This window comes from Allobosea sp., assembly GCF_035999205.1.
Classification (GTDB): Bacteria; Pseudomonadota; Alphaproteobacteria; order Rhizobiales; family Beijerinckiaceae; genus Allobosea.
Genome location: NZ_DASYHA010000024.1, coordinates 192,142 through 216,122 on the forward strand (window position 1 = coordinate 192,142; position 23,981 = coordinate 216,122).

Annotated in this window: 22 protein-coding genes; 16 read left to right on the forward strand and 6 right to left on the reverse strand. The window is 66.4% G+C overall.

From position 1 onward, the window contains the following. The first annotated feature begins 20 nt into the window (after positions 1–20). The 7 genes from VGN82_RS13495 to VGN82_RS13525 all read left to right on the forward strand — a co-directional run bounded on the left by VGN82_RS13495 (position 21) and on the right by VGN82_RS13525 (position 7,222). Positions 21–755 (forward strand): GntR family transcriptional regulator, encoded by a 735-nt coding sequence (locus VGN82_RS13495; protein WP_327527534.1) that lies wholly within the window; start codon positions 21–23, stop codon positions 753–755. Positions 756–863: 108 nt separating this feature from the next. Then, entirely contained in the window at positions 864–1,964 is a 1,101-nt protein-coding gene (locus tag VGN82_RS13500; RefSeq protein ID WP_327527535.1) for an ABC transporter ATP-binding protein, read from the forward strand. Positions 1,965–1,998: 34 nt separating this feature from the next. Next, positions 1,999–3,027, forward strand: a complete 1,029-nt coding sequence (locus VGN82_RS13505; protein ID WP_327527536.1) for an extracellular solute-binding protein — start codon at positions 1,999–2,001, stop codon at positions 3,025–3,027. A 12-nt stretch (positions 3,028–3,039) separates the two neighbouring features. Next, complete coding sequence (locus VGN82_RS13510; protein WP_327527537.1) at positions 3,040–3,909, forward strand: ABC transporter permease; 870 nt, start codon at positions 3,040–3,042, stop codon at positions 3,907–3,909. A 10-nt stretch (positions 3,910–3,919) separates the two neighbouring features. Continuing rightward, the gene (locus VGN82_RS13515) at positions 3,920–4,738 is read left to right on the forward strand and encodes an ABC transporter permease (protein WP_327527538.1); all 819 of its coding nucleotides are present in this window, start codon (positions 3,920–3,922) and stop codon (positions 4,736–4,738) included. Positions 4,739–4,753: 15 nt separating this feature from the next. Continuing rightward, positions 4,754–5,674, forward strand: coding sequence for a polysaccharide deacetylase family protein (locus VGN82_RS13520; protein WP_327527539.1), 921 nt, complete (start codon positions 4,754–4,756; stop codon positions 5,672–5,674). 9 nt (positions 5,675–5,683) lie between these two features. After that, a complete protein-coding gene (locus tag VGN82_RS13525) occupies positions 5,684–7,222 on the forward strand; it encodes an amidohydrolase family protein (RefSeq protein ID WP_327527540.1) in 1,539 nt (512 codons plus the stop codon). A 51-nt stretch (positions 7,223–7,273) separates the two neighbouring features. Here the strand turns inward: VGN82_RS13525 and VGN82_RS13530 are convergent, their stop codons facing one another. Further along, entirely contained in the window at positions 7,274–8,185 is a 912-nt protein-coding gene (locus VGN82_RS13530) for a polysaccharide deacetylase family protein (RefSeq protein ID WP_327527541.1), read from the reverse strand. 128 nt (positions 8,186–8,313) lie between these two features. On the opposite strand from VGN82_RS13530, the gene VGN82_RS13535 reads away from it, so the two are divergent. Further along, entirely contained in the window at positions 8,314–9,057 is a 744-nt protein-coding gene (locus VGN82_RS13535; protein WP_327527542.1) for an aspartate/glutamate racemase family protein, read from the forward strand. 39 nt (positions 9,058–9,096) lie between these two features. Here the strand turns inward: VGN82_RS13535 and VGN82_RS13540 are convergent, their stop codons facing one another. The 5 genes from VGN82_RS13540 to VGN82_RS13560 are packed head-to-tail and all read right to left on the reverse strand — an operon-like array spanning position 9,097 to position 13,777. After that, the gene (locus VGN82_RS13540) at positions 9,097–10,023 is read right to left on the reverse strand and encodes a polysaccharide deacetylase family protein (RefSeq protein WP_327527543.1); all 927 of its coding nucleotides are present in this window, start codon (positions 10,021–10,023) and stop codon (positions 9,097–9,099) included. After that, positions 10,023–10,823: an ABC transporter permease gene (locus VGN82_RS13545; RefSeq protein WP_327527544.1), complete on the reverse strand. Its 801-nt coding sequence runs from the start codon at positions 10,821–10,823 to the stop codon at positions 10,023–10,025. The genes VGN82_RS13540 and VGN82_RS13545 overlap by 1 nt, the downstream gene beginning before the upstream one ends. Further along, on the reverse strand, positions 10,820–11,656 hold the full coding sequence (locus VGN82_RS13550; protein ID WP_327527545.1) for an ABC transporter permease: 837 nt from the start codon (positions 11,654–11,656) through the stop codon (positions 10,820–10,822). The genes VGN82_RS13545 and VGN82_RS13550 overlap by 4 nt, the downstream gene beginning before the upstream one ends. Continuing rightward, on the reverse strand, positions 11,653–12,723 hold the full coding sequence (locus VGN82_RS13555; protein WP_327527546.1) for an ABC transporter ATP-binding protein: 1,071 nt from the start codon (positions 12,721–12,723) through the stop codon (positions 11,653–11,655). Before VGN82_RS13555 ends, VGN82_RS13550 begins: the two co-directional genes overlap by 4 nt. Positions 12,724–12,727: 4 nt before the next feature. Continuing rightward, positions 12,728–13,777, reverse strand: a complete 1,050-nt coding sequence (locus VGN82_RS13560) for an ABC transporter substrate-binding protein (protein WP_327527547.1) — start codon at positions 13,775–13,777, stop codon at positions 12,728–12,730. A gap of 298 nt (positions 13,778–14,075) precedes the next feature. Here VGN82_RS13560 and VGN82_RS13565 point away from each other — a divergent pair, with 298 nt between their 5' ends. The 8 genes from VGN82_RS13565 (at position 14,076) to VGN82_RS13600 (ending at position 23,975) form a co-directional block, all read left to right on the forward strand. Next, entirely contained in the window at positions 14,076–14,789 is a 714-nt protein-coding gene (locus VGN82_RS13565; protein ID WP_327527548.1) for a GntR family transcriptional regulator, read from the forward strand. A 37-nt stretch (positions 14,790–14,826) separates the two neighbouring features. Continuing rightward, entirely contained in the window at positions 14,827–16,236 is a 1,410-nt protein-coding gene (hydA, locus tag VGN82_RS13570; protein ID WP_327527549.1) for a dihydropyrimidinase, read from the forward strand. Positions 16,237–16,606: 370 nt separating this feature from the next. Further along, positions 16,607–17,701 carry a LacI family DNA-binding transcriptional regulator gene (locus tag VGN82_RS13575; protein WP_327527550.1) on the forward strand — a complete coding sequence of 365 codons (1,095 nt, stop codon included), beginning with the start codon at positions 16,607–16,609 and terminating at the stop codon, positions 17,699–17,701. Positions 17,702–17,779: 78 nt separating this feature from the next. Then, positions 17,780–18,655 carry a carbohydrate ABC transporter permease gene (locus VGN82_RS13580; RefSeq protein WP_327527551.1) on the forward strand — a complete coding sequence of 292 codons (876 nt, stop codon included), beginning with the start codon at positions 17,780–17,782 and terminating at the stop codon, positions 18,653–18,655. Further along, a complete protein-coding gene (locus VGN82_RS13585) occupies positions 18,645–19,478 on the forward strand; it encodes a carbohydrate ABC transporter permease (protein WP_327527552.1) in 834 nt (277 codons plus the stop codon). The genes VGN82_RS13580 and VGN82_RS13585 overlap by 11 nt, the downstream gene beginning before the upstream one ends. Before the next feature lie 29 nt (positions 19,479–19,507). Next, the gene (locus VGN82_RS13590; RefSeq protein WP_327527553.1) at positions 19,508–20,803 is read left to right on the forward strand and encodes an ABC transporter substrate-binding protein; all 1,296 of its coding nucleotides are present in this window, start codon (positions 19,508–19,510) and stop codon (positions 20,801–20,803) included. A 75-nt stretch (positions 20,804–20,878) separates the two neighbouring features. Continuing rightward, positions 20,879–22,318 carry an FAD-dependent oxidoreductase gene (locus VGN82_RS13595; protein WP_327527554.1) on the forward strand — a complete coding sequence of 480 codons (1,440 nt, stop codon included), beginning with the start codon at positions 20,879–20,881 and terminating at the stop codon, positions 22,316–22,318. Position 22,319: 1 nt separating this feature from the next. Next, positions 22,320–23,975, forward strand: coding sequence for an FGGY-family carbohydrate kinase (locus tag VGN82_RS13600; RefSeq protein WP_327527555.1), 1,656 nt, complete (start codon positions 22,320–22,322; stop codon positions 23,973–23,975). Positions 23,976–23,981 lie beyond the last annotated feature (6 nt).

Sequence of the window (23,981 nt, forward strand, 5' to 3'; positions counted from 1 at the left end):
GCAATCACGGGAGAGCCGCCATGACGCTGCCAGGCCAGATCAGTGATCGCATCCTCGAATCCGTGCTCGCCGAAAAGTTGCCAGCGGGTAGTCGTCTCGGCGAGAAGGAGCTCGCGGCGCTGTTCGCATGCAGCCGCACGCTCGCGCGCGAGGCGCTGATCCGGCTGGCGGCTCGCGGCATTGTCGAGGTCAGCGCGAGGCGGGGCTGGTATCTCGTCGAGCCGTCACGCGAGCAGGCTCGCGAGGCTTTCGAGGCCCGCTACGTCATCGAGACCGGCCTGCTGCGCATGGCGCAGCAGATCGACGAGCGCGGCCTGAAGCGGCTGCGCGCGCATATCGAGCAGCAACGAAGCGCCCTTGGCGGGCACAATGCCGGGCTGCGCAGCTTCCTGCTCGGCGATTTTCACGTCTGCCTGGCCGGAGCCCTCGGAAACCGGCTACTCGCCGAGACGATCCGCGACCTCACGGTGCGCACGACGCTGGCCGCGATGCATCACCAGTCTGACGCGGATGCCGCCCGCTCCTTTGCCGAACATGCGGGGATCGTCGCTGCGCTGGCGGCGGGAGACCTGTCCGAAGCCGAGCGTCGCATGGCTGCGCATCTCGGCAGCTGGGAGGCGAAGCTGCAGATCCCAGAACGGCCGGATCCACTTGCGCAACTGCGTGAGGCACTCGCTCCCGTCGAGCAGTCGGCACGCATCTTGCGTACCAGATTGACCACCAAGAAGCGGAAGGAGGCCCCCTCCCTCCCCTGACCCGCGAGGAGCTGCCTGGATGCCCGGTGACGTCATTCCTGCCGATGCAAGGATAACCCGTCGCCGCGGCGCTTTTCGATCGCCGATGCGGCGGGGAGCGTGGGCGTGATGCTGCAGCGCTCCGAGACCGGCCCTGCTGCCCAGCCACTGACGCTTGACGGTATCACGCACAGCTACGGTGGCGGGCTCGCGGTCGACAACGTTACGCTCGAGGTCAAGGGCGGCGAACTCGTCGCGCTCCTCGGCCCTTCGGGATGCGGCAAGACTACTTTGCTCAGGATCGTCGCCGGCTTCATCGAGCAGGGCAACGGGAAGGTCATCATCGGCGGCCGGCCGATCGACACGCTACCACCGAGCAAGCGCGAGATCGGCATCGTCTTTCAGAACTACGCGCTGTTCCCGCACATGACGGTGGCGCAAAACATCGCCTACGGGCTCGCTGCGCGCGGCGAAAGCCGAAAGCTTCAGGATGAGCGCGTCGCCGAAATGCTGGCGATCGTCCAGCTGGAACAGCTCGCCGACCGCAAGCCGCGACAGCTTTCCGGCGGCCAACAGCAGCGCGTTGCGCTGGCGCGTGCGTTGGCGATCCGTCCGCGGATCCTGTTGCTCGACGAGCCTTTCGCTGCGCTGGACAAGAACCTGCGGCTCGACATGCAGATCGAGATCAAGCGCCTGCAGCGTCAATTCGCCCTGACGGCGATCATGGTGACGCACGACCAGGACGAGGCGATGGCGATTGCAGACCGCATCGCCGTGATGAGCCAGGGCCGGATCGAGCAACTCGGCACGCCGGTGCAGATCTACGACGAGCCGGCAAGCCTGTTCGTCAACGGCTTCATCGGCTCCAGCAATCTGCTCGCCGGGACCGTCGAGGCCGCGACGGCGGAGAGCTGTCGCGTCGCACTTGCCGCCGGCGCGACCTGGACGATTCCCTCGCGGATGAGCTTTTCGCCCGGATCACCGGTGCTGGTCTCTGTCCGTCCCGAGCAGATGCTGCTTGCCGATGAGGCCGGCGCGGGCCGCTTTCCGGTCGCGCTCAAGCTCAGCCTGCCGATCGGCGGCGAACTGATCCACGACGTCACGGCCCCGGACGGCACTTCGCTCAAGGTCGCCGTACCGCGGCGGCCCGGCGTCGCTTCGGGCCGGGCGGAGACCGCCTTCTGTGCACTAGCCGACCATGCCCGGCCTTCGCTCTTCGCCAACCCCTGATCCCGTCACACTCAACTCAACGGAGACGACAGCCATGACCACGATCAGCCGCCGCGACCTGCTTGTCGGAGCCGGTGCCCTCGGACTCGCCGCCTCCCTGCCGCTGAGCGCGCGCGCCGCCGGCAGCCTCACCGCCGCGATCTATCCGGGAACCTGGGAGGAAGCCTATCGAGGCGTCGTGGCCCCGGCGCTGAAGAAGAGCGCCAATATCGACATGGCCTTCGACTCGCTCTTCGCGGTCGACCAGGTCGCCAAGGTGCGTGCCGCGCGCGGCGTGCCGCCTTTCGACTGCTTCGTGCTCGATCCCGGCCCGGCCGCTGCCGCCATGCAGGCGGGTCTGTTCGAGCCGGTCGACGCCAAGAAGCTGACCAACGCCGCCAAGGTGCCGGACGGGCTGATCACCTCGCATGGGGTGACCTGCAACGCGCAGGTGGTCGGCATCGCCTACAACCCGAAGAAGTTCCCGACCCCGCCGAAGAGCTGGGCCGACCTGTTCAAGTCGCCCTATGTCGAGCGGCTCGGCCTGACCGGCTTCCAGACCACCTTCGGCACGGTCTCGATCATCGAAATGGCGAAGGCGTTCGGTGGCTCGATCGAAAACATGGAGCCGATCTTCGCCGAGCTGAAGAAGGCCGTCGCCAAGGCCGCTGCCGTCGCCGCGCCGGCCGCGATGCCCGGCCTCTACCAGCAGGGGCAGATCGACATCATGTATACGAACACCAACACGGTCGCGATCCTGAAGGGCCGCGGCGTAGACATCGAGTTCGTCAAGCCCGAGTCCGGCGCGATCACCTTCCAGACCACGCTGCACATCGTGAAGGGCGCCGACAATGTCGAGAACGCCTACAAATACATGGACACGGCGATCTCGGCCGAGATCCAGGGCGCGCTGCAGCAGCAACCCTACAACATGATTCCGATCAACAAGGACGTGAAGCTGGTCGACACGCTCGACATCAAGTCCGTCGACGAGTTGACCAAGATGGTCACGCATGACTGGACCAAGATCAATCCGGTCCGCGCCGCCTGGATCGAACGGTTCAACAAGGAAATCACCAAGTAAGGCGCGATCTCGATGGCCGCAGGCGTGGCAGCAGCGGCCGGGGGCAGCGCCTCCGGCGAGAGGGTCGACTGGCGCCTCGCGGCGCCGCTCGGCCTGACCTATCTCGTCTTCTTCGCGGCGCCCTTCGCGATCCTCCTCGGCATCAGCTTCTACGCCGATGCCGAGCAGACGCGGCTCGGCCTCGACAGCTGGACGAAATTCTACGGCGACGGATTCTATCTCAAAGTCATATTCGACACGCTGAAGCTCGGCGTCTTCGCCGTGGCGGCGACGACGCTGCTCGCCTATCCCCTCGCGCTGGTCTTTCGAGCCTCGGGGCCGAAGCTGCAGCGCGTGCTGATCTTCGTCATCCTGATGCCGCTGCTGACCTCCGTGGTGATCCGCACCTTCGCCTGGATCGTCATCCTGGCGCGTGAGGGTGTGGTCAACCAGACGCTGATGGGGCTCGGCCTGACCGCAGCCCCGCTCAACCTGCTGCAGACCGAGCTCGGCCTCGTGATCGCGCTGACGCAGATCGAGATGCCGCTGATGCTGCTGCCCCTGCTGACGATCATGAACCAGATGGACCAGAACCTGGTCGACGCCTCGCGCGCGCTCGGCGCCTCGAAATGGCGGACCTTCTTCAAGGTCGTGCTGCCGCTGACCCTGCCCGGCTGGATCGCCGGCGCGACGCTGGTCTTCGCCTCGGCCACCACCGCCTTCATCTCGCAGTCGGTGATCGGCGGGGCACGGCTGGTCTATCTGCCTGCGCTGATCTGGCAGCAGTCGACCGTGGTCTACAACTGGCCGTTCGCCGCCGTCGCCTCGCTGACGCTGCTCTTCACCGTGCTCGCAGGCATCATGGCGCTCGGCTGGCTCGGCCGTTTCGCCCGAACGCATTGAGGACGGGCAGATGCAGCGCTCCACCTTCGGCGACGTGACCTACAACTGGGTGATCGGCCTGCTCGCCGGGCTGGGCATCCTGATCCTGGTCGCGCCGGTGATCATCGTGATCACGACCTCATTCACCACCTCACAGACGCTGCGCTTCCCGCCGCCGGACCTGTCGCTGCGCTGGTATCGCGAACTGCTCGATCCTGTGCGTTCGGCGCCGATCCATACGGCAGCCTGGAACAGCGTCTGGGTTGCTTTCGTCGCGACGATCGCCGGCGCGGTGCTTTCGGTGCTGGCGGCTCTGGCAATCACCCGGGTCAATCGCCCCTCGGCGCGCCTGCTGGAAGCGAGCTTCCTGTCGCCGCTGATCCTGCCGAGCCTTTCCTACGGGCTCGCGGCGCTGATGTTCTTCTCGGTGCTCGGGATCAGGCCCTCGCTCAACTTGCTCATCGCCGGCCATCTCGTCGTGATCGCGCCGTTTGTCTTCCGCACCACGCTGGCGAGCCTGACCCAGCTCGACCCGGCGCTGCTTGAGGCCTCCGCCAATCTCGGCGCCAGCCGCTTCTACGGCTTCCGTCGCATTACCTTGCCGCTGATCGCGCCCGGGATCGCGGCAGGCTGCTTCCTCGCCTTCATCTCGTCGATGGACAATGTCCCGGTCTCGCTCTTCCTCTCGAATGCGCGCACCGGGATGCTGCCGATCCGGATGTGGGGAATGATGGAATCGACGCTGGACGTGCGCATCGCCGCCATCGCCGGCGTGCTCATCCTCGCCACGCTCCTGCTGATGATCGTGATGGACCGGCTGACCGGCCTGACCAAGCGCATGAGCGCCTGACCCTGGAGACCGCCTATGATCGCCCCCTATGACCGCGACCTGATCGGCTACGGCGCCAACCCGCCCAATCCGAAATGGCCGGGCGGAGCCCGCATCGCGATCAACTTCGTGATGAACTACGAGGAGGGCTCGGAGCCTTCCGTCCAAGATGGCGAGGGCTATACCGAGATCGCCCTGACCGAAGCGACAGGCCTGCCGACCGGTGTGAAGGGGCGTGACCTCGCCGGTGAGGGCATGTTCGCCTATGGCAGCCGCGTCGGCTTCTGGCGGCTGATGCGACTTTTCCAGGAGCGTGGGCTGCCGATGACGGTCTTCGGCTGCGCGCTGGCGATGGAGCGCAATCCGGAAGCTTCGGCCGCGATCAAGGCTTCAGGCTTCGACGTCTGTTGCCATGGCTGGCGCTGGATCAAGCATTATGAGCTGAGCGAGGCCGAGGAGCGCGAACATATCGCCAAGGCGATCACGTCGCTCGAGGCAACGGTCGGCGAGCGCCCGCTGGGCTGGTATTGTCGCTATGGACCCAGCGTCAACACGCGCAGGCTGCTGATGGAGGAAGGCGGATTCCTGTACGATTCCGATGCCTATGACGACGAACTGCCCTATTGGCGGCTCGTCGACGGCAAGCCGCAGCTCATCGTCCCCTACTCGCTGGTCAACAATGACGGCAAGTTCGGCTCGGGCTTCTTCGGCACCTCGAACGACTATTTCGAGTGGCACAAGGATGCCTTCGACATGCTCTATGCCGAGGGCGCGACCCAGCCCAAGATGATGTCGGTCGGCCTTCATATGCGCCTGATCGGCCATCCGGCGCGGGCCGCCGGGCTCGCCCGCTTCCTCGACTACGTCCAGAAGCACGAGAACGTCTGGGTGACGCGGCGGCTCGACATCGCGCAGCATTGGGCGAAGACGCACCCATTCTCGGGCAAGACCGCCTGAGGGCCCACCATGCCCACCCGCATCGCCTGGGGCGCGACCCTGCTCGAAGGTTTCGATGCTGCGAGCCAGCCGATCCTGCATGAGGATGCCGGCATCGTCAGCATCGACGGCGTGATCCGCGAGATTGGCCCGATTGCAGAACTCCGGGCGCGCTATCCCGAAGCTGAAACCGTTGGCGACCCTGGCTTCGCGGTCACGCCCGGCTTCATCAATGCGCATCATCATGTCGGGCTGACGCCGCTTCAGCTCGGCTCGCCGGATCATCCGCTGGAGCTCTGGTTCGCCAGCCGCCTGGCTCTGCGCGATGTCGATCTTCATGCCGACACGCTGTTCTCGGCCTTCGAGATGATCGCGAGTGGCGTTACCACGGTACAGCACCTGCACTCGCGCGCGCCGGGCACGCCGGAGGATATCGTCGCCGCAGCAGAAAAGGTGATCTCGGCCTATCGCAGCATCGGCATGCGCGCCTCCTATTCCATGGCGCTACGCGACCAAAACCGTCTCGTCTACGAAGCGGACCAGGATTTCGTCGCGCGCCTGCCCGACAATTTGAAACCGGCGATGCGCGCCTATTTCGAGCGCTTCACGGTGCCACTCGCCGATCAGGTCGCGGTCTTCGAGGAGTTGTTCCGGCGCCATCGCACCGACCCGCTGACCCGCATTCAGCTCGCGCCGTCCAACCTACACTGGCTCTCCGACACGGCACTGGAGACGGCCGGCGAGCTTTCGCGCCGCACCGGCATGCCGATGCACATGCACGTCCTCGAGACGCCTTATCAGAAGGCCTATGCGAAGAAACGCACCGGCGGGTCGGCACTAGCGCATCTCGACCGGCTCGGACTACTTGGGCCGCATTTCACCATCGGCCACGGCGTCTGGATGAGTGAGGCCGACATCGAGCTTTGCGCCCATAGCGGCACACGCATCTGTCACAACTGCAGCTCGAATTTTCGCCTCAAGAGCGGTGTCGCGCCAGTCAACCGCTTCCTCGCGCAAGGCATCCCGGTTGCCATCGGCATCGACGAGGCCGGGATCAACGACGATCGCGACATGCTGCAGGAAATGCGGCTCGTCCTGCGTACCCATCGCGAGCCGGGCATCGACGCGCCGCATCCCGCGCCGGCTGAGGTGCTCCGCATGGCGACCGAGCACGGCGCGGCGACGACACCCTTCGCCGGGCAGATCGGCCGGCTCTCGCCGGGCATGGCGGCCGATCTCGTGATGTTCGACTGGAAGGACGTGACCTATCCCTATCAGGACGAGGCGCTTGCCTTCGTCGACGTGCTGGTCCAGCGGGCCAAGTCCAGGTCGGTGCATAGCGTCATGATCGGCGGCGACTGGGTCTATCGCGAGCGCCGCTTCACGCGCGTCGATCGCGAGGCCGTGATGGCGGGCATCGCCGAAGCGCTGGCCAAACCGAAGGCGCCGGCCGAGCGCGAGCGCGCGGCGCTGGCGGAAGCGGTGATGCCGCATGTCCGGCGCTTTTACGACGGTTATCTCGAGGGGCTCGGCGACGAGCCGCATTATCGGCCGAGCGGGCGCTTCTAGCCCGAGCGCCATGCACGTCGCTCGCTAAGATCGATCTGGACCGGGTCGTCCTCAGCGGGCCTCCGGCGGCACGGCGGCAGCGAATGCGCGCGCGATATCGGCACGCGTCGCGATCCAAAGCCGGTCGCGGCGGCTCGCGAGCAGTCGCATGATGTCGCGGAAGGCGGCGAAGCGGGCCGGCCGGCCGACGATGCGCAGGTGGAAGCCGAGATTGAGCAGGCGCGGCAGGCCGCGCGCCGCCTCCTCCGCCAGAACGTCGAGCGCGTCGGTGACGTAGTCGACCATGTCCTGCGCCCGCACGAAGCCGTTGGGATGAAAGAACTTCATGTCGTTGCTGTCGAGCGCGTAAGGCACGATCAGCAGCTTCCTGCCGGGACTGGGCTCGGTCCAATAAGGCAGGTCGTCATCGAAGCCGTTCGAGCCGTAGAGGAAGCCGCGCTCGGCGAGCAGTGCCCGCGTCCACGGGCTCTCGCCGCCGCGGCAGAAGAAGCCGACCGGATGGACGCCGGTTGCCTCGGCAATGACGCGGCTCGCGCGGTCTAGATCGGCGGCTTCGGCTTCGCGCGTATCGTAGTCGGCATGCGGACGCCAACGCCAGCCATGCACGGCCGGCTCGTGACCGCGTTCGACGACGATCCGAGCAAGCTCTGGCGAGCGTTCGACGGCGCGGCCGCAAAAGAAGATGGTCGCCGGCAGCTTGGCCTCGTCGAGCGCGTGCAGCATGCGCCAGAGCCCGGCGCGGGTGCCATAGGCAAAGATCTGCTCCTGGCCCTGGTCGCGTTTGCCGGCCGGCACGACGCTGATCACCTCGCCCATCGGTTCGGAGCGGGCATCGCCATCGCCGACCTGGAGCTCGGCTCCCTCCTCGAAATTGATCACCACCGAGACAGCGAGCTTGCCGCCGTTCGGCCAGGTCAGCTCAGGCCAGGTTCCGGCATAGCCTTGGAGGTCGCGATCGGTCATCGCTTGAGCACCATTGGGGCAAGTTGGAGGCTCGATGAGTTCGAGCGGTATGGGCGCTTGCAAGCAGCGCGCCGACCGATGCCGGCGAGGCCATTGCCAAGCTCGCCCCGGCAGCGCAGGGATGGCTCATGCGCATCCTGCTCCTGAACCCCAACACCACCGAAGCGATCACCCAGCGCCTGCTCGTGGCGGCTCAGGCCGTGGCCGCGTCCGGAACCCAGATCGTGCCGCTGACCGCGCCGCGCGGCGTGCCCTATATCGCGACCCGCGCCGAGGCACAGATCGGCGGCGCCATCGCGCTCGAAATGCTGGCCGAGCATCATCAGGAAGTCGATGCGGCGGTGATCGCCGCCTTCGGCGATCCCGGCCTGATGGGCGCGCGCGAGCTGTTCGACATTCCGGTCATCGGCATGGCCGAGGCCGCGATGCTGACGGCTTGCATGCTCGGCCGGCGCTTCGCCATCGTCACCTTCGCCCGCGCGCTCGGTCCCTGGTACGAGGAATGCGTCGAGATGCACGGCCTCACCGGCCGCTGCGCCGGCATCCGCATGCTCGACGAAGGGTTCTCGGACGTCGCCGACGTGCAGGAGGAGAAGGAGGCGGTGATCGTCCAACTCGCCCAACGCGCCGTTATCGAGGACGAGGCTGATGTCGTGATCCTGGCCGGGGCGCCGCTGGCCGGACTGGCGGCAAAGGTGGCGGAGCGGATTCCGGTGCCGGTGGTCGACCAGATGGGCGCGGCCCTGAAGCAGGCCGAGGCGCTCGTTTCGCTCAAGCCGCGCAAGGCGACGGCAGGGACGTTCCGGCGGCCGGCGCCGAAGGAGACCAAGGGGCTCGCGACAGCGCTGGCCGGGCGGATCGAGCATCGTTGACGCCTCGCACCGGACTCGACACCCAAGCCCGGGCACACTTCAGCCTGCAACGATAAGATCCTCGCGCCCGGTCGCCTTCAGCCAATGCTGCGCGATCTCGTCCCGCCTGGCGAACCATACGCCCGGCTTCGCTGCCGCATGCGCGAGGAAGCGCTCCAGCCCGCCGATGCGTCCCGGCCGGCCGATGATGCGCAGGTGCAACCCGATGGAGAGCATCCGCGGCGCGCTCGCCCCCTCCTCGTAGAGCCGGTCGAAGGCGTCGATGCAGTAGCGCGCGAAATCCTCGCCAAAGACGAAGCCTCCGCCGCGCTGGAAGCGCATGTCGTTGGTGTCGAAGGCATAGGGCAGAACGAGATGGTCGCTGCCCTCGACATCGACGAGAAATGGCAGGTCGTCATTGTAATCGTTGGAATCGTAGAGGAAGCCGCCATGCTCCTTCAGGAGCCGGCGTGTGTTGGGCGAGGTTGCCGAGCGCGTATGCCAGCCACGTGGTGGCGTGCCGGCCGCTTCCGTGATGGCCTTCACCGTCAGCGCGATCGCCTCGCGTTCGGTCGCCTCGTCCATATGGGCGTGGCGCTCCCAGCGCCAGCCATGGGCCGCGACCTCGTGACCGTCCGCAACGCCTTCCTGTGCCAGCCAGGGCGAGATGGCGAGCGCGCGACCATTGGCATTCAGCGTGGACCGGACGCCATAGCGCTTCAACAATTCGCGGATGCGCGGCCAGCCGGCACGGGTGCCGTACTCGAAATGCGATTCCATGCAGAGATCGCGAACGCCCGCGATTTCCTCCTGCACCTCGTAGACGCTCTCGTTGCGCTCGTCGCCCTGGCTGAGGGTGAGCTCCGCGCCCTCCTCGACGTTGACGACGACGGAGACGGCAAGACGGGCGTCATTCGGCCAGCGGATGGCCGGCGGGTTGCCGCCATAACCACGGAAATCGCGGTCGGTCTTCGTGCCGGGAAACATCACAGATCGGCCATGCGGCGCAGGCCGACCAGCCGATCGCCCACGACCAGCACGGCGACGGCGAGCAGGATCAGCAGGGTCGAGATCGCCGCGATGGTGGGATCGGGGCTCTCCTCGACATATTGCAGCATCTGAATGGGCAAGGTCTTGGTCCAGGCGTCGGTGAAGAAGATCGAGATCGGATAGTTGTCCATCGAGGCGAGGAACGCGAACATGCCCGAGGTCAGGAAGGCCGGCGCCAGCGAAGGCACCAGAACCTTCAGTACCGCCTTGGGATAGGACAAGCCGAGGGTCCGCGCCGCATCGATGAGGGTGAAGTCGAAGAGCGACAGCGCCGCGTAGACCGTGCGGATGACATAGGGCAGCGTGATCACGACATGGGCCAGGACCAGGCTCAGCCACACGTCGCGCAGTCCGGCGGCACGAAATGTCTCCAGCATGGCGATGCCGATGACGAGGCCCGGCAGCATCAACGGCGAAACCAGGAAGGTCACGACGGCGTCGCGCCCGCGAAAGTTGCCGCGCAGGAGGCCAATGGCGCAAAGCGTGCCGAGCGCGAGCGCGATCGCGGTCGAAAACGCGGCGAGTTGCACCGAAGCCAGAACCGCTGGCCAGAGCTCGCGCGAGCGGCCGAGCGCCTGATACCAGCGCAGCGACCAGCTGGGTGCCGGCAATGTGAAGACCGCGCTCGAGCCAAACGAGACGGCGACGGTGACCACGAGCGGAGTGAGCAGGAAGATGACGGTCGCGGCGGCGAGCAGCCAGACCGTGAATGAGGCGATGCGTTCGATCGCGGTCACGATGCGCCTCCCAGTCGCTTCGAGAGCGCGGCGCTCGCCACCACGACGGCCACGGTCAGCACCAGAAGCACGACGGCGGTGGTCGATCCGAGCTGCTCGTTGCGCATGAACAGGAAGGAGCGGCCGGTCAGTGTCGCCAGTGTCTGAAAGCGGTCGCCAATCAGGAGGCTGGGGATCACATACATCGAGGCCGCCATCGAGAAGACGAAGGCGATGCCCGTCACGATTCCCGGCAGCGAGAGCGGCAGCGCCACCTTGAAGAAGCGGTAGACCGGCGAGGCGCCGAGCGTCGCCGCCGCCTCGCCGAGGCGCGGGTCGATCAGCTTCAGCACCGAATAGATCGGCAGGATCATGAAGGGCACGAAGACATTGGCGGCGCCAATGACCAGCCCGGCCTCGGTGAAGAGCAGGCGCTGCGGCTCGTCCCAGAGGCCGATCCCCGTCATGATCTGGGAGACCACGCCGTCTCGGCGCAGCACGATCTGCCAGGCAAAGGCCTTGACCACGACGCCGACCGAGAGCGGCAGGATGATCGCGACCAAGATCAGCGCCTGCGCCAGCCCTTTGGCTCGTGCGAGTGCCAGCGCCGTCGGATAACCGATGACGAGGCAGAGCAATGTGACGAGGATCGCGACGCGGACCGTGTTGCCGATCACGATCCAGCTGAAGCTGTCCGAGAAGAAACCGACGAAGGGCGCGAGCGAGGGCGCGCCGCCGGCGAGCATGCTGCGCCCGAGCAGGACCAGCAGCGGGATGCCGTAGATCAGTGCGAGATAGAGCACCGCGGGTACGGCCAGCAGCAGGACGGGGTCGAAGCGGCTCCCCTTGGTCATGCCACGAGATCCAGAGCCGGATAGACCAGCGTGTCCTCGACATTCCATGAGAGCGTCAGCCGCGTTCCCGGCCTCGCATCAGCCGGCAAGGCAGGCACCTCGGCGAGGATCTGCCCGCCTTCGGGAGCAGCGAAATGGAGCTGCACGCGCGCGCCCTGGAAGGCTGCGTCAGCCAGCACGGCCTCGATGCGGTTGGCCTTGGTCTCGCCGATCGCGACGCGCTCGGGCCGGACACCGACGAGGACGGCGCTGCCGGGGATAAAGTTCGCCTTCGCGCGCAGCCGTCCGGCTTCGGTATCGACCTCGACCATGCCGTCTGCGGCCTGCACGACCTTGCCAGGCAGTTGCGTCGAGAGGCCAACGAAGCCGAGCGCGAAAGGCGTCGCCGGCCGGTGGTAGATTTCGGCCGGGGTATCGAGCTGCTCGATCCGGCCGCGGTGCATCACCGCGATCCGGTCCGACATGGTCAGCGCCTCGTCCTGATCATGGGTGACGAAGATCGCGGTGGTGCCGACCTCGCGCAGGATGCGCTTCAAGTCGATCTGCATCGCCTCGCGCAGCTTGCGGTCGAGCGCCGAGAAAGGCTCGTCGAGCAGGAGCAGCTTCGGGCCGACGGCGAGCGCGCGCGCCACTGCGACGCGCTGCTGCTGGCCGCCGGAGAGCGCCCTGATCGAGCGCCCGGCAAAGGCGCCCATCTGTACGAGGCCAAGATATCTGGCGACGGTGGGCGCAATCTCGTTCTTCGGCGCGCCGCGGGCCTTGAGCCCGAAGGCGACGTTCTCGGCGACACTGAGATGCGGGAAGAGCGCGTAGTTCTGGAAGACGACGCTGACGTCCCGCCTGTGCGGCGGGCGCCGTGTGATGTCCTCGCCGTCGAGAGCGACCTTGCCCTGGTCCGGCGCCATCAGCCCGGCAACGATGCGCAGCAAGGTGGTCTTGCCGCAACCCGAGGGGCCGAGCAGCGAGATGAACTCGCCGCGGCCCATCGAGAGATCGACGCCGTCGAGCACGGTTGCGGCGCCGAACGTCTTCGCCGCGCCCGAAACGGAGAGGAATCCGGAATTCATCCGCTCAGATCGCCATCTCGCGGTCCCAGCGCTTGATCCAGTCATTGCGCTGCCTGGCGACATTCGCCCAGTCGATCTGGTGGATCTTCACGTCGGCGCCGAGGCCCTCCGGCTTCGGCACCGCCTTGTTGGTGGCAAGCGAGAAGGTCGGGCCGGCGAGCTTGGACTGGAAGTCGGCGCCGAGCATCTCGTTGACATAGGCGAAGGCGAGTTCAGCCTGCGGCGCGCCCTTGATAACGGCGATACCCGACGGCATGGCGAAGACGCCTTCCTTCGGCGCGGCGAGGTCGATCGGCGCTCCCGCCGCCTTGCGCTCCAGCGCGTAGGAGGACATCGCCGGCCCGATCATATAGGCCTCGCCCTGCTCGAGCAGGTTATAGGCCTGGGGCTGCTGGGTGTAGATCGTCAGCAGGTTCGGCTTGAGCGAGGCGAGCTTCTTGAAGCCGGCATCGGTGTCCTTCTGGACCGATTCCATCGAGCCGCCGGCAAGCAGCCCGGCGACGAAGAGCGACGGCAGGCCTTCGGTGTTCTGCAGCGAGGGGATGATGATCCGGCCCTTGTACTTGGCGTCGAACATCTCGGCCCAGGAGGTCGGCGGCGTCCTCATCGTCGACTTGCCGTAGGCGACGCCGAGCCAGGGTTGGAGATAGTTCGCCCACATCCCGTCCATATGGGTCGAGCCGGGCACGAGCTCGGCGAGGTTCGGTGCCTTCGCGGGCGTCAACGGATCGAGCAGCCCTTCCTGAACCGCGAGGATCATGACGGGATCATCCATCTGGACGACCGACATGTACTGGCTGCCCTTGTTCTTCTGCATCTTCTCAAGGTTCACCAGCGAGCGCGTGCCCTCGAAGATGACCTTGCAGTTGTACTTCTTCTCGAAGGCCGGAATGACGACCTGCTCGACCCAGGGCTTGTGGCCGGCGGCGCCGCCGACGACGAGCTCCTTGGTCTGGGCGCGCAGGACGGAAGGCATGGCGACCGAGGCTGCGGCGGCAGAGCCAGCCCTGAGCAGCGAGCGGCGGCTCAGCCTGCCGTTGAGAAGCATATCCATGATCCGGCCTCACGAGTTCGCCGCGCTCCGGAAATGGCGCGGATATCATGGGCTCAGCAATGGCCGTGCCAACTCGAAAGGGCGTGGAATTGATGCAATAAACTCAGTTATATCAGAATGATACAGCTCGATCGGCCATACGCCCCGACACCAAAAGCCGCTCGGTCCGCACCTCTTTCGGCGCCAATTTTGTGCACAATCGCTGAGAGAATGTGCAGCACATTCGACGGATTGGCGCTAGAATTGCAAGGGTTCGGCGCCGCGCTCACGCGGCGTGAGGCTGCTGCGAAATAGGCTCATGAACGAAGCTGAGATTCACGAAATCCTCTCCCGGCTGCTGCTCGCCGGCAAGCTGTCGGGCGGCGTGAAGCTCGGCGAGCACCGGCTCGCCGACCTGTTCGGCGTCAGCCGCGAGCGGATCCGCAAGGTGCTGCACCGGCTCGGCCATGAACGGCTGCTCGAGATCGTCAAGAATCGCGGCGCCTTCACCATCGAGCCCGATCTGCGCGAGGGCCGCATCGTCTACGAGGCGCGGCGAATTCTGGAGAGCGGCATGGCCGCCCATCTCGCCGACAATCTCACGCAAGCGCAGGTCGAGCGGCTGCAGCAGCATGTCGATGCCGAGGCCGAGGCCCTGCGCCGCGGCGACCAGGCGACGTGGCAGGCGCTTTCGGCCGAGTTCCATTTCCTGCTCGCGGAGATGACCGGAAACCCGATCGTCCAGCGCCAGGCGCACGAGCTGATCAGCCGCACGCTGATGCTGGTGAAGCGCTACGAGACCACCGCCGGCTCGACCTGCGGCTGCGAGGAACATCGCGCGATCTTCCGGGCTCTGGCCGGGCGCGAGCGCGGCAAGGCAGTGAAGGCGATGAACAGCCACCTCTCGCTGGTCGAAACGCGGCTGCGGCCGATCGCCTGCGTCGCGGAGGGGCCGTCGCTTGAAGAGCTGGTCGCAGCGGAGATCGCCGCCCGTCGAGCGGGAGACGCGGCAATCCCGGTCGCCGCCGCCTGATCCCCCGACACGTTCCAACCACAATCCGAGTGACGCCATGCCCGCCTTCGACCTGATCATCGCAAACGGCACCATCGCGACGGCGAGCGAGAGCTACGCGGCTGATATCGGCATCCGCGACGGCCGCATCGTCGCGATCGGCGAGGCACTGAACGGCGCCGACGAGGTGGTCGACGCCACGAACAAGCTGGTACTGCCGGGCGGCATCGACAGCCATGTCCATATCTCGCAGCCCTCGGGGCCGGGCATCGTCATGGCCGACGATTTCGAGAGCGCGACGCGGGCGGCGGCGTTCGGCGGCAACAGCACGGTGATGCCCTATTGCCTGCAGCAGAAGGGTCAATCGCTGCGCGCGGCACTGAGCGACTATCACGCGCTGGCGCAGGGCGAGTGCCATATCGACCACTCCTTCCACCTGATCGTTTCCGATCCGACTGAAAGCGTGCTCGGTCAGGAACTGCCGGCGCTGTTTGCGGACGGCTACACGTCCTTCAAGGTGTTCATGACCTATGAGGGGCTGGCGCTTGACGATTACGAGATGCTGAGCGTCCTCGAAGTCGCGCGCGAGGCCGGGGCGCTCGTCCAGATCCATGCCGAGAACTATGACGCGATCCGCTTCCTGACGGAAAAGCTGGAGCGCGCCGGCAGGGTAGCGCCGCATTTTCATGGCCGCTCGCGGCCGATCCCGGTCGAACGCGAGGCGACGCATCGCGCCATTTCGCTGGCCGAGCTGATCGACGTACCGATCATGATCGTCCACGTCTCCAATCGCGAGGCGATGGAGGCGATCAGGCGGGCGCAGGCGCGCGGGCTCAAGGTGATGGGCGAGACGTGCCCGCAGTATCTCATGCTCACCGAAGCCGATATGGAAAGGACCGGAACGGAGGGCGCGAAATATGTCTGCTCGCCGCCGCCGCGCGACGTCGCCTCGCAGCAGGCCTGCTGGGAGGGGCTACAGCAGGGCGTGTTCTCGGTTTTCTCCTCCGACCATTGCCCGTTCCGCTACGAGGACGAGGCCGGCAAGCTCGCACCGAAAGGCCGCTCTTCCTTCCGCTGGATCCCCAACGGCATTCCCGGCATCGAGACGCGCTTGCCGATCCTGTTCTCGGAGGGGGTCGTGAAGGGACGCATTAGCCTCCAGCAATTCGTGGCGCTGACCGCAACCAATCACGCGAGGATCTATGGGCTGACGGGCAAGGGTTCGATCGCGATCGGCTATGACGCCGATCTCGCGATCTGGGATCCGAACCTGACGCGACCGATCCGCCAGGGAGAACTGCATCATGGCGCCGACTACACGCCCTTTGAGGGCATCGAGATCACGGGCTGGCCTACATCTCTGATCGTTCGCGGCAGTTTCGTGGTGCGCGACGGCAAGTTGACGGGCTCGAAGATGCAAGGCCGGTATCTGCCGCGCGCCAAGCCGCTCGCATCGTTGTCGCGCTAAGCGGCCCTGCTCCGCTTCCCGCGGGTTGCTTCAGCAGCCCATCGACTACGGTCGGCGGCCAAGCAATTTGGCGGGGGGCGCCCTACGCAACGGCTAACGCCAAGCATAGGGCCCGGGCCGTTGATCGCGTCGAGTCTGGGCGCCATCGCCATATTGCCCGAACCCGGCGATACAGCCGTGGAACCGGGATCCCCGTCACGCGGGCGCTGCGCCGGCGCGTGATCGCCCAACGCTGAATGCAGTGCGGGCCCTGCAATCAGCGTCGGCGGGCCAAAGCAGATCGCCAATTTCACTCCGGCTGTCTCGGCGCTTGTGCCGCACGGCCAACCCTGTTAAACGTTTTTCTGTAAAACGTTTAACAGGCCATTTGATGGACAATGGACGCGTAACGATCCGGGAAGTCGCCGCCCGCGCGGGCGTGTCGATCGCGACCGTGTCGAACGTCTTCAGCGGCAACAAGCCGGTGAATGCCGACCTGCGCGAACGCGTCCTGAAGGCTGCCGACGAGCTCGCCTATCAGGTCGACCGTGCCGCATCGCAATTGCGCTCCGGCCAGGCCCGTGTGGTCGGCGTGCTTGTCCCCGATCTCGACGACGTCTTCTTCACCTCGCTGGTCTCGCAGCTTGAGGTTCTCGCCCAGAAGGACGGCTACGACATCCTCGTCGCCAGCTCCCGCGACGATCTCGGGCTGGAGCAGTCGCGGCTGCGCACGCTGCTGGCCTGGCGCCCTTCGGGGTTGATCGCAGTTCCCTGCTCCGACACCGTCCCCGAAGCACTGCGTGCCGAGATCGGACGCCTGCCGATCGTGTTCGCCGACCGTGTGCCGCCCGAGGGCTCGGTCGTCGACACCGTTGCGATCGACAACCGCGAGGCCGGCGAGATCGCAGCGCGGCATCTCCTCGCCAAAGGCCATCGCGACATCCTCGTCGCCGCCTCCAGCCTCGCCATCTCGCCGATCCGCGAGCGCGTCCGCGGCGCCTGCGAGCTGATACAGCGCATGACCGTCCGAGAACCCACCGTGATCGAGCTCGGCTCGAATGCCGATCGCGGCGCGGCGACATTCCTGCATTGGCTTGAACGGCACTCGCAGCCGAGCGCTGTCATCGCACTCACCAACGTCACGACGCTCAGCACGCTCTCGGCGCTGGCTCGCATGCGCATCGACATTCCCGACCCGATCTCGGTCGTCGGCTTCGACGATTATCCCTGGATGAGCGCCCGCAAGACCGGCCTGACCGCGATCCGCCAGCCGATCGCCGAGATCGCGGAAGCCGCCTGGAGCCGTCTGCGCGCCCGCATGGCCGGAGACCAGATGCCGCCGACGCATTCCGTGCTGCGGACCAGTCTGCAGACCCGCGATTCCGTGCGCGACCTCGGTGCGGCGGCGGAGCGCACGAACAGCCACGACCCCGATCCTCGTCCGACCCCGGAAAGAACGGCCGCCGCACCAAAGGCGGTGCACTGACGAAGACAGCCTGCGGACGCCCTGCGTCCAAGCCACCGGGCCGACAGAGTCTGGAGCAAAGAAGTCCTGGAGGAAAACGTGCTGCTACAACGAACGGCAAGGATATTGCCGCTGCTTGCGCCGGTGCACCTGCTCATCCTGAGCGTGATCGTGCTGCCGTCGCTCTATGTCGTCTGGTTGAGCCTTAACACCTCGAGCTTTGGCCAGGCGCCGAACTTCGTCGGCCTGCGCAACTACTGGCGCGTCCTCAGCGACCCCGCCTTCCACAGCGCGCTCTGGAACACCGTCGTCCTGGTCGTCGTCGCGGTTCACCTGGAACTCGCCGTCGGCCTCGGCATGGCCCTGCTCTTCGCCAGCGGCCTGCCCTTCCGACGCTTCCTGCTCGTCGCCGTACTCGCGCCCTACGCGGTGAGCGAGGTCACGGCCGTGGTGATGTGGCGCTTCCTGTTCGACCCCGATGCCGGGCCGATCACGCTGGCACTACACGCACTGGGCCTGCCGTCGCTCGACTGGTCCTTCGAGCCCTCCCACGCCATGATCCTGATCGGCCTGCTGACGATCTGGCTGCACCTGCCCTTCACATTCGTCATCGTCTACGCCGCACGCCTCGCCATTCCCGCCGAGCTCTACGAAGCCTCGCGGATCGACGGCGCGACGCGCTGGCAGGCGTTCCGCCGCGTGACGCTGCCGCTGCTTGGCCCGGCCATGCTGATCGCCCTGCTCTTCCGCTACATCTTCGCCTTCCGCCTGTTCTCCGAGGCCTGGCTGCTGACCAAGGGCGGCCCGGCGCGCTCGACGGAAGTGGTGGCGATCTACCTCTATCAGGAGGCCTTCAGCTTCAACGCCTTCGGCCCGGCTGCCGCCACCGCCTGGATCATGGTGCTGGCCTCGCTGCTCCTTGCCGGCGCCTATGTCCTCCTGCTCAGGCGCGGAGGCGTCGCCCATGCGCACTGAACGCCTCCTGATCGGAGCCGGCAAGGCAGTTGCGGTCCTCGCGATCCTGTTCTGGTCGCTCTTCCCGATCCTGTTCATCGCCATGTCGTCGCTGAAGCCGGGCCAGGACATCTTTGCCGTGCCGCCGAAATGGTTGTTCACGCCGACCTTCAAGCACTACGCCGAGCTCTGGCGTTCCTGGGGCGTCTTCTTCGAAGGGTTGCTCAACAGCCTGCTGATCACGGTAGGCGCCACGCTGCTCGCCATCGTCGCCAGCGCCTGCGCCGGCTATGTCTACTCGCGCAACTCCGGGCGCTGGCTCGGCGCGAGCCTGCTCGGGCTCATCATCGTCCGCCTGATCCCGCCGATCGTGGTGACGCTGCCGCTCTTCCCTATCGTGAACTGGCTCGGGCTCAGCGACACGCATCTCGTCCTGATCCTGCTCTACGCGACCTTCTTCGTCTCGCTGGGCACCGTGCTGATGCGCACCTTCATGGACCAGATCCCGCGCGAGTTGGACGAAGCGGCCTCAATGGATGGGGCGAGCCGCATGACGATCCTGCGCAAGGTCATCGCACCTCTGGCGATGCCGGGCGTGCTCGCCGTCGCGGTCTTCGTGATCGTCTTCTCCTGGAACGAGTTCCTGTTCGCCTTCATCTTCACCGCGACCAGGGCCAAGACCGCCCCCCTCGTCATCTCCGAGATGATCGGCTCCATCGACGGTGTGGACTGGGGGATCCTCTTCGCCGCCGCGACGGTGCAGCTCGTGCCTGTCCTGATCTTCGTCGTCTTCATGAACCGCTACCTCGTGGCCGGCCTGACCGCCGGTTCGACGAAGGGATAGCCAACCACACAAAAAAGAGGGAGGAAGCCATGTCGAACAAGCCTGAAACCAAGCTCACCCGCCGCACCTTCGTCGCTGGTTCCGCCGGTGTCGCCGCCACGCTCGCGGTCGCCCCGGCCTTCGCCGCCGGCAAGACGCTGAATGTGCTCAGCCACAAGGTTCACCAGACCGTGCTCGGCAGCGGCGACGGTGATCTGATGGGCGGCTGGCGCAAGGCCAACGACGCCGAGATCGCCTTCACCACATTCGACTCCAATCCGCTGCAGGACCGGCTCTTCCGCGAAGCCAGCCTGAAGGAGACCGAGTACGGCGTCGGCTATCTCATCGACAACCGGCCGACCTCGCAGATCGCCGCCCTGTTCGAGCCGCTGGGGCCCTATCAGGACAAGGATGGGATCGAGGATTTCGGCGACATCGCGCCCGGCCTCGTCCAGGGCATGACGGTCGACGGCAAGCTGATCGGAATCCCGGTCCGCCATGCAACGCAGGGCCTGTTCTACAATGAGGCGCTGCTAGAAGAAGCCGGCATCTCCGCGCCTCCGACGACTCTGGAAGAGCTGATCGACCAGGCGAAGAAGACGACCTTCACCTCCAAGGCCGGCACGCCGGTGACTGGCATGGTGCTGGCAAGCGACCTCGCCGTCTTCCCCGTGATGTTCGCCCGCGCCTATGGCGGCGACTTCATCAGCCCCGATCTCAAGCTGGTGCCGAACCGCGATGCGCTCGAGCAGGGGCTGGCGGCACTGCGCGGCATGTTCGAGGCCGGCAGCCTGCCGCGCAGCTACGCCACGACCAAGAACGACGACCAGGTCACCTGGCTGCAACAGGGACGCGCCGCCTTCACCGTGCTGCCCTTCGCGCGGGGCGCGCAGCTCAACAATGCCGAGCAGAGCAAGTTCCCCGGCAAGATCAAGGCCGTCCCCTTCCCTGGCTCCCAGGCGATCCAGGGCAAGATGCCGATGGCTTCAGTCGTCGAGGCCTGGGCGATGTCGATCCCGAAGAACGCCAAGGACAAGGCGCTCGCCTGGAGCTTCATCAAGGAGGTCTCCAGCAAGCGCGTGACCTTGGGCATGGCGATCAACGGCAATGGCCCGATCCGCGTTTCGACCTACGCCGATGAGGCCCTGAAGGCGAAGAATCCGCTCGCCGCCGTCGAGGCCAAGGTGCTGGCGACGGCGCGCGGCGCTTTCCCGCCCTTTCCCGAGGCCGCCCGCGCCCAATCGACCTTCCTTGAGGAGGTTCAGCTCGCCGTGCTCGGCCGCAAGCCGGTCAAGGACGCGGTTTCCGCCATCATCGAACGCGTCAAGCCGATGATGCCGGCCTGATCAGATGCTCCAGCTGCGGGGCGCCCTGCCCCGCAGCTATCCGCTTCATTCGTTAGTCCCTGAAGGATTTCCACCATGTCGACCGCTGCGACCCGCTTCATCGAGGAACCGGCCCGCTCCATTCCCGTCTCCGCCGAATATGACGTGCTCGTCGTCGGCGGCGGCCCCTCGGGCCTCACCGCCGCTCTTGCCGCCGCCGAGGACGGCCTGCGCGTCGGTCTAATTGAAAGCCGCAGCTTCGTCGGCGGTAACATGACGATCGGCCTGCCGGTGCTCGGCTTCCTCGGCCAGAAAGGCAATCAGATCATCGACGGACTGCCGCAGAAATTCATCGAGCGGCTGCGCCGGGAGCGCCAGGGCGCGAGCGAGCACCGGCCCTGCCCGCTGCATATGGGCATCACCCTGGTTGAGCCCGAAGCGGTCAAGACGGTCGCGCTGGAGATGCTGACGGAAGCCGGCGTTGACGTGCTGTTCTACACCTTCTTCGCCGGCGCACTGGTCGAGAACGACACCATCCGCGGCGTCATCACCGAGAGCAAGAGCGGCCGCAACGCGATCCTCGCCAAGGTCGTGATCGATTGCAGCGGCGATGCCGACGTCGCCTACAGCGCCGGCGTGCCGACCGAGAAGGGCAACGAGCATGGCGGCATGCAGCCGCCGACGCTGATGTTCTGCCTCGCCGGCGTCGACACCGATGCGCTCCGGCTCTCGATCGCCAATGCGCCGCCCGCCGCGCGCACTTATCTCACCGACTTCATCCCGGCCGAGTATTTCGGCCAGAACCACCAGTTCATCGTCGTCGGCATGCGCGAACTGATGGCGAAGGCGAAGGCCGAGCGCGGCCTGCAGATCCCGAACGAACGCACCATCATCATCACCGGTTTGAAGAAGGGCGAGGTCTGGATCAACATGACCCGCGTCAAGGGCACGGACGGCACCGACGCCCGCAGCTTGACCAAGGGCGAGATCGAGGGCCGCGCTCAGATCGACGACATCGTCACCTATCTCGTCAACTACGTGCCGGGCTTCGAGAAGGCCTATTTCACCAAGACCGCGCCCTTCCTCGGCATCCGCGAGACCCGTCGCATCCTCGGCCAGTATGTGATGACGCAGGAGGACGTGCTCGCCTGCAAGCATTTCGACGACGCGATTGCGGTGGCGAGCTATCCGATCGACATCCATCGCCCGGCCGATGACGGCTGCACACTGATCTGGTGCGGCGACTGCTACGATATTCCCTACCGCTCGCTGGTGCCTCAGAAGATCGGCAACCTGCTGGTGGCTGGCCGCAGCATCTCCGCAACACATGAGGCGATGGGCGCGATCCGCGTCATGGCGACCTGCATGGCGATGGGCGAGGCTGCCGGCCGCGCGGCCAAGATCTCGGTGCGCGGCAACCGCCCGCCGGCCGATATCGACATCGAGGAACTGCGCCGCCAGCAGCTCGAGCGGGGCGTCTATCTGCGCAATCCGGACGGCACCCGCGCCGGGCCGCCGAACCGTGCCGCCGCCTGAGATGAGTGGGCACTTCATCGGCATCGACGTCGGCACCGGCAGCGCCCGGGCCGGCATCTTCGACCAGACCGGGCAAATGGCCGCAACGGCCAAGCGCGACATCGCGCTCTATCGCGACGGGCCGGAGATTGCCGAGCAGTCGAGCGAGAACATCTGGCAAGCGGTCTGCGCCAGCGTACGCGAGGCGTTGGCGCAGGCTGCGCTCTCACCGGGTGACATCGCTGGCATCGGCTTCGACGCGACCTGCTCGCTCGTCGTCCTCGGTCCCGGCGGCAAGCCCCTCCCCGTCGGGGCGCATGGTGAGGCCAGCCGCGACATCATCGTCTGGATGGACCATCGCGCGATTGGTCAGGCCGAGCGGATCAACGCCACGCGCCATCCCGTCCTGGCCTATGTCGGCGGCACGATCTCGCCGGAGATGGAGACGCCAAAACTGCTCTGGCTCCGGGAGAACTTGCCGGAGACCTACGATGCCGCCTGGCAGTTCTTCGACCTGCCGGACTTCCTGACCTGGCGCGCCAGTGGCTCGCTGGCGCGCTCGACCTGCACGGTCACCTGCAAATGGACCTATCTCGCCCATGAGGGGCGTTGGGATGCGGACTACTTCCGGAAGATCGGGCTCGGGGATCTCGCCGATCGTGATTTCACCCGCATCGGCATCGAGATCGTGCCGGGTGGTACTGCTCTCGGACAGGGCTTGACCGAACAGGCCGCCGCCGAACTGGGCCTGAACCCCGGCACGGCCGTAGCGGCCGGACTGATCGACGCCCATGCCGGCGGTGTCGGTTCTGTCGGCGTGCGCTCTCCGCACGGCAGCGCGCTGACGCGCATGGCGTATGTCTTCGGTACGTCGGCCTGCACGATGGCGAGCAGCCGCGAGCCGATCTTCATCCCCGGCATCTGGGGACCCTACTATGCAGCAATGGCACCTGGCCTCTGGCTCAGCGAGGGTGGACAGTCCGGCGCTGGCGCCGCGATCGAACAGCTGATCGGCTTCCATCCGGCGACGCCCGAGGCGCAACGCCGGGCGGAGGCGGAAGGGCTCTCGCTGCCCGATTGGCTCGCTTCACAGGCGGCACGGCATGTCGCTACGCCTTCGGAGGCGGCGCGGTACGCCGGCGACATCATCGTCGTGCCCGACTTCCTCGGCAATCGCTCGCCCCATGCCGACCCGCAGGCGCGCGCCGTGATCGCCGGGCTCGGGATGGAACGCGATCTCGATCACCTCGTCGCGCTCTATGTCGCCGGCATCACCGGGATCGGTTACGGCCTGCGCCAGATCATCGATGCGAGCCGCGCCAAAGGCGCAATGCTGGAGGCGATCGTGCTCAGCGGTGGCGCGGGACGCCAGCCCCTGATCCGGCAATTGCTCGCGGATTGTTCCGGGCTGCCGCTGCTGGCGCCCGACGAAGTCGACCCCGTCCTGCTGGGCTCCGCCATGCTTGCCGCGACCGCTGCCAAGACCTTCCCCGATCTTGCCGGAGCCATGGCCGCAATGGCGCCAAGCGCCACCGTCTTTACACCGGCGGACGCCGAGATCGCCGGGCTCCACGCAAGGCGCTTCGCCGCATTCGAAACACTGCAGAAGGCGGCCCGCGCGGCGCGCGAAGTCATGCGTCCCGCGCCCGCTCAAGCCGCATCGGAGACGTCGACGTGACTCAGG

Coding starts and splice junctions, on each gene's coding strand:
- VGN82_RS13495 (WP_327527534.1), top strand. CDS start 21: ATGACGCTGCCAGGCCAGATCAGTGATCGCATCCTCGAATCCGTGCTC.
- VGN82_RS13500 (WP_327527535.1), top strand. CDS start 864: ATGCTGCAGCGCTCCGAGACCGGCCCTGCTGCCCAGCCACTGACGCTT.
- VGN82_RS13505 (WP_327527536.1), top strand. CDS start 1,999: ATGACCACGATCAGCCGCCGCGACCTGCTTGTCGGAGCCGGTGCCCTC.
- VGN82_RS13510 (WP_327527537.1), top strand. CDS start 3,040: ATGGCCGCAGGCGTGGCAGCAGCGGCCGGGGGCAGCGCCTCCGGCGAG.
- VGN82_RS13515 (WP_327527538.1), top strand. CDS start 3,920: ATGCAGCGCTCCACCTTCGGCGACGTGACCTACAACTGGGTGATCGGC.
- VGN82_RS13520 (WP_327527539.1), top strand. CDS start 4,754: ATGATCGCCCCCTATGACCGCGACCTGATCGGCTACGGCGCCAACCCG.
- VGN82_RS13525 (WP_327527540.1), top strand. CDS start 5,684: ATGCCCACCCGCATCGCCTGGGGCGCGACCCTGCTCGAAGGTTTCGAT.
- VGN82_RS13530 (WP_327527541.1), bottom strand. CDS start 8,185: ATGACCGATCGCGACCTCCAAGGCTATGCCGGAACCTGGCCTGAGCTG.
- VGN82_RS13535 (WP_327527542.1), top strand. CDS start 8,314: ATGCGCATCCTGCTCCTGAACCCCAACACCACCGAAGCGATCACCCAG.
- VGN82_RS13540 (WP_327527543.1), bottom strand. CDS start 10,023: ATGTTTCCCGGCACGAAGACCGACCGCGATTTCCGTGGTTATGGCGGC.
- VGN82_RS13550 (WP_327527545.1), bottom strand. CDS start 11,656: ATGACCAAGGGGAGCCGCTTCGACCCCGTCCTGCTGCTGGCCGTACCC.
- VGN82_RS13555 (WP_327527546.1), bottom strand. CDS start 12,723: ATGAATTCCGGATTCCTCTCCGTTTCGGGCGCGGCGAAGACGTTCGGC.
- VGN82_RS13560 (WP_327527547.1), bottom strand. CDS start 13,777: ATGGATATGCTTCTCAACGGCAGGCTGAGCCGCCGCTCGCTGCTCAGG.
- VGN82_RS13565 (WP_327527548.1), top strand. CDS start 14,076: ATGAACGAAGCTGAGATTCACGAAATCCTCTCCCGGCTGCTGCTCGCC.
- hydA (WP_327527549.1), top strand. CDS start 14,827: ATGCCCGCCTTCGACCTGATCATCGCAAACGGCACCATCGCGACGGCG.
- VGN82_RS13575 (WP_327527550.1), top strand. CDS start 16,607: ATGGACAATGGACGCGTAACGATCCGGGAAGTCGCCGCCCGCGCGGGC.
- VGN82_RS13585 (WP_327527552.1), top strand. CDS start 18,645: ATGCGCACTGAACGCCTCCTGATCGGAGCCGGCAAGGCAGTTGCGGTC.
- VGN82_RS13590 (WP_327527553.1), top strand. CDS start 19,508: ATGTCGAACAAGCCTGAAACCAAGCTCACCCGCCGCACCTTCGTCGCT.
- VGN82_RS13595 (WP_327527554.1), top strand. CDS start 20,879: ATGTCGACCGCTGCGACCCGCTTCATCGAGGAACCGGCCCGCTCCATT.
- VGN82_RS13600 (WP_327527555.1), top strand. CDS start 22,320: ATGAGTGGGCACTTCATCGGCATCGACGTCGGCACCGGCAGCGCCCGG.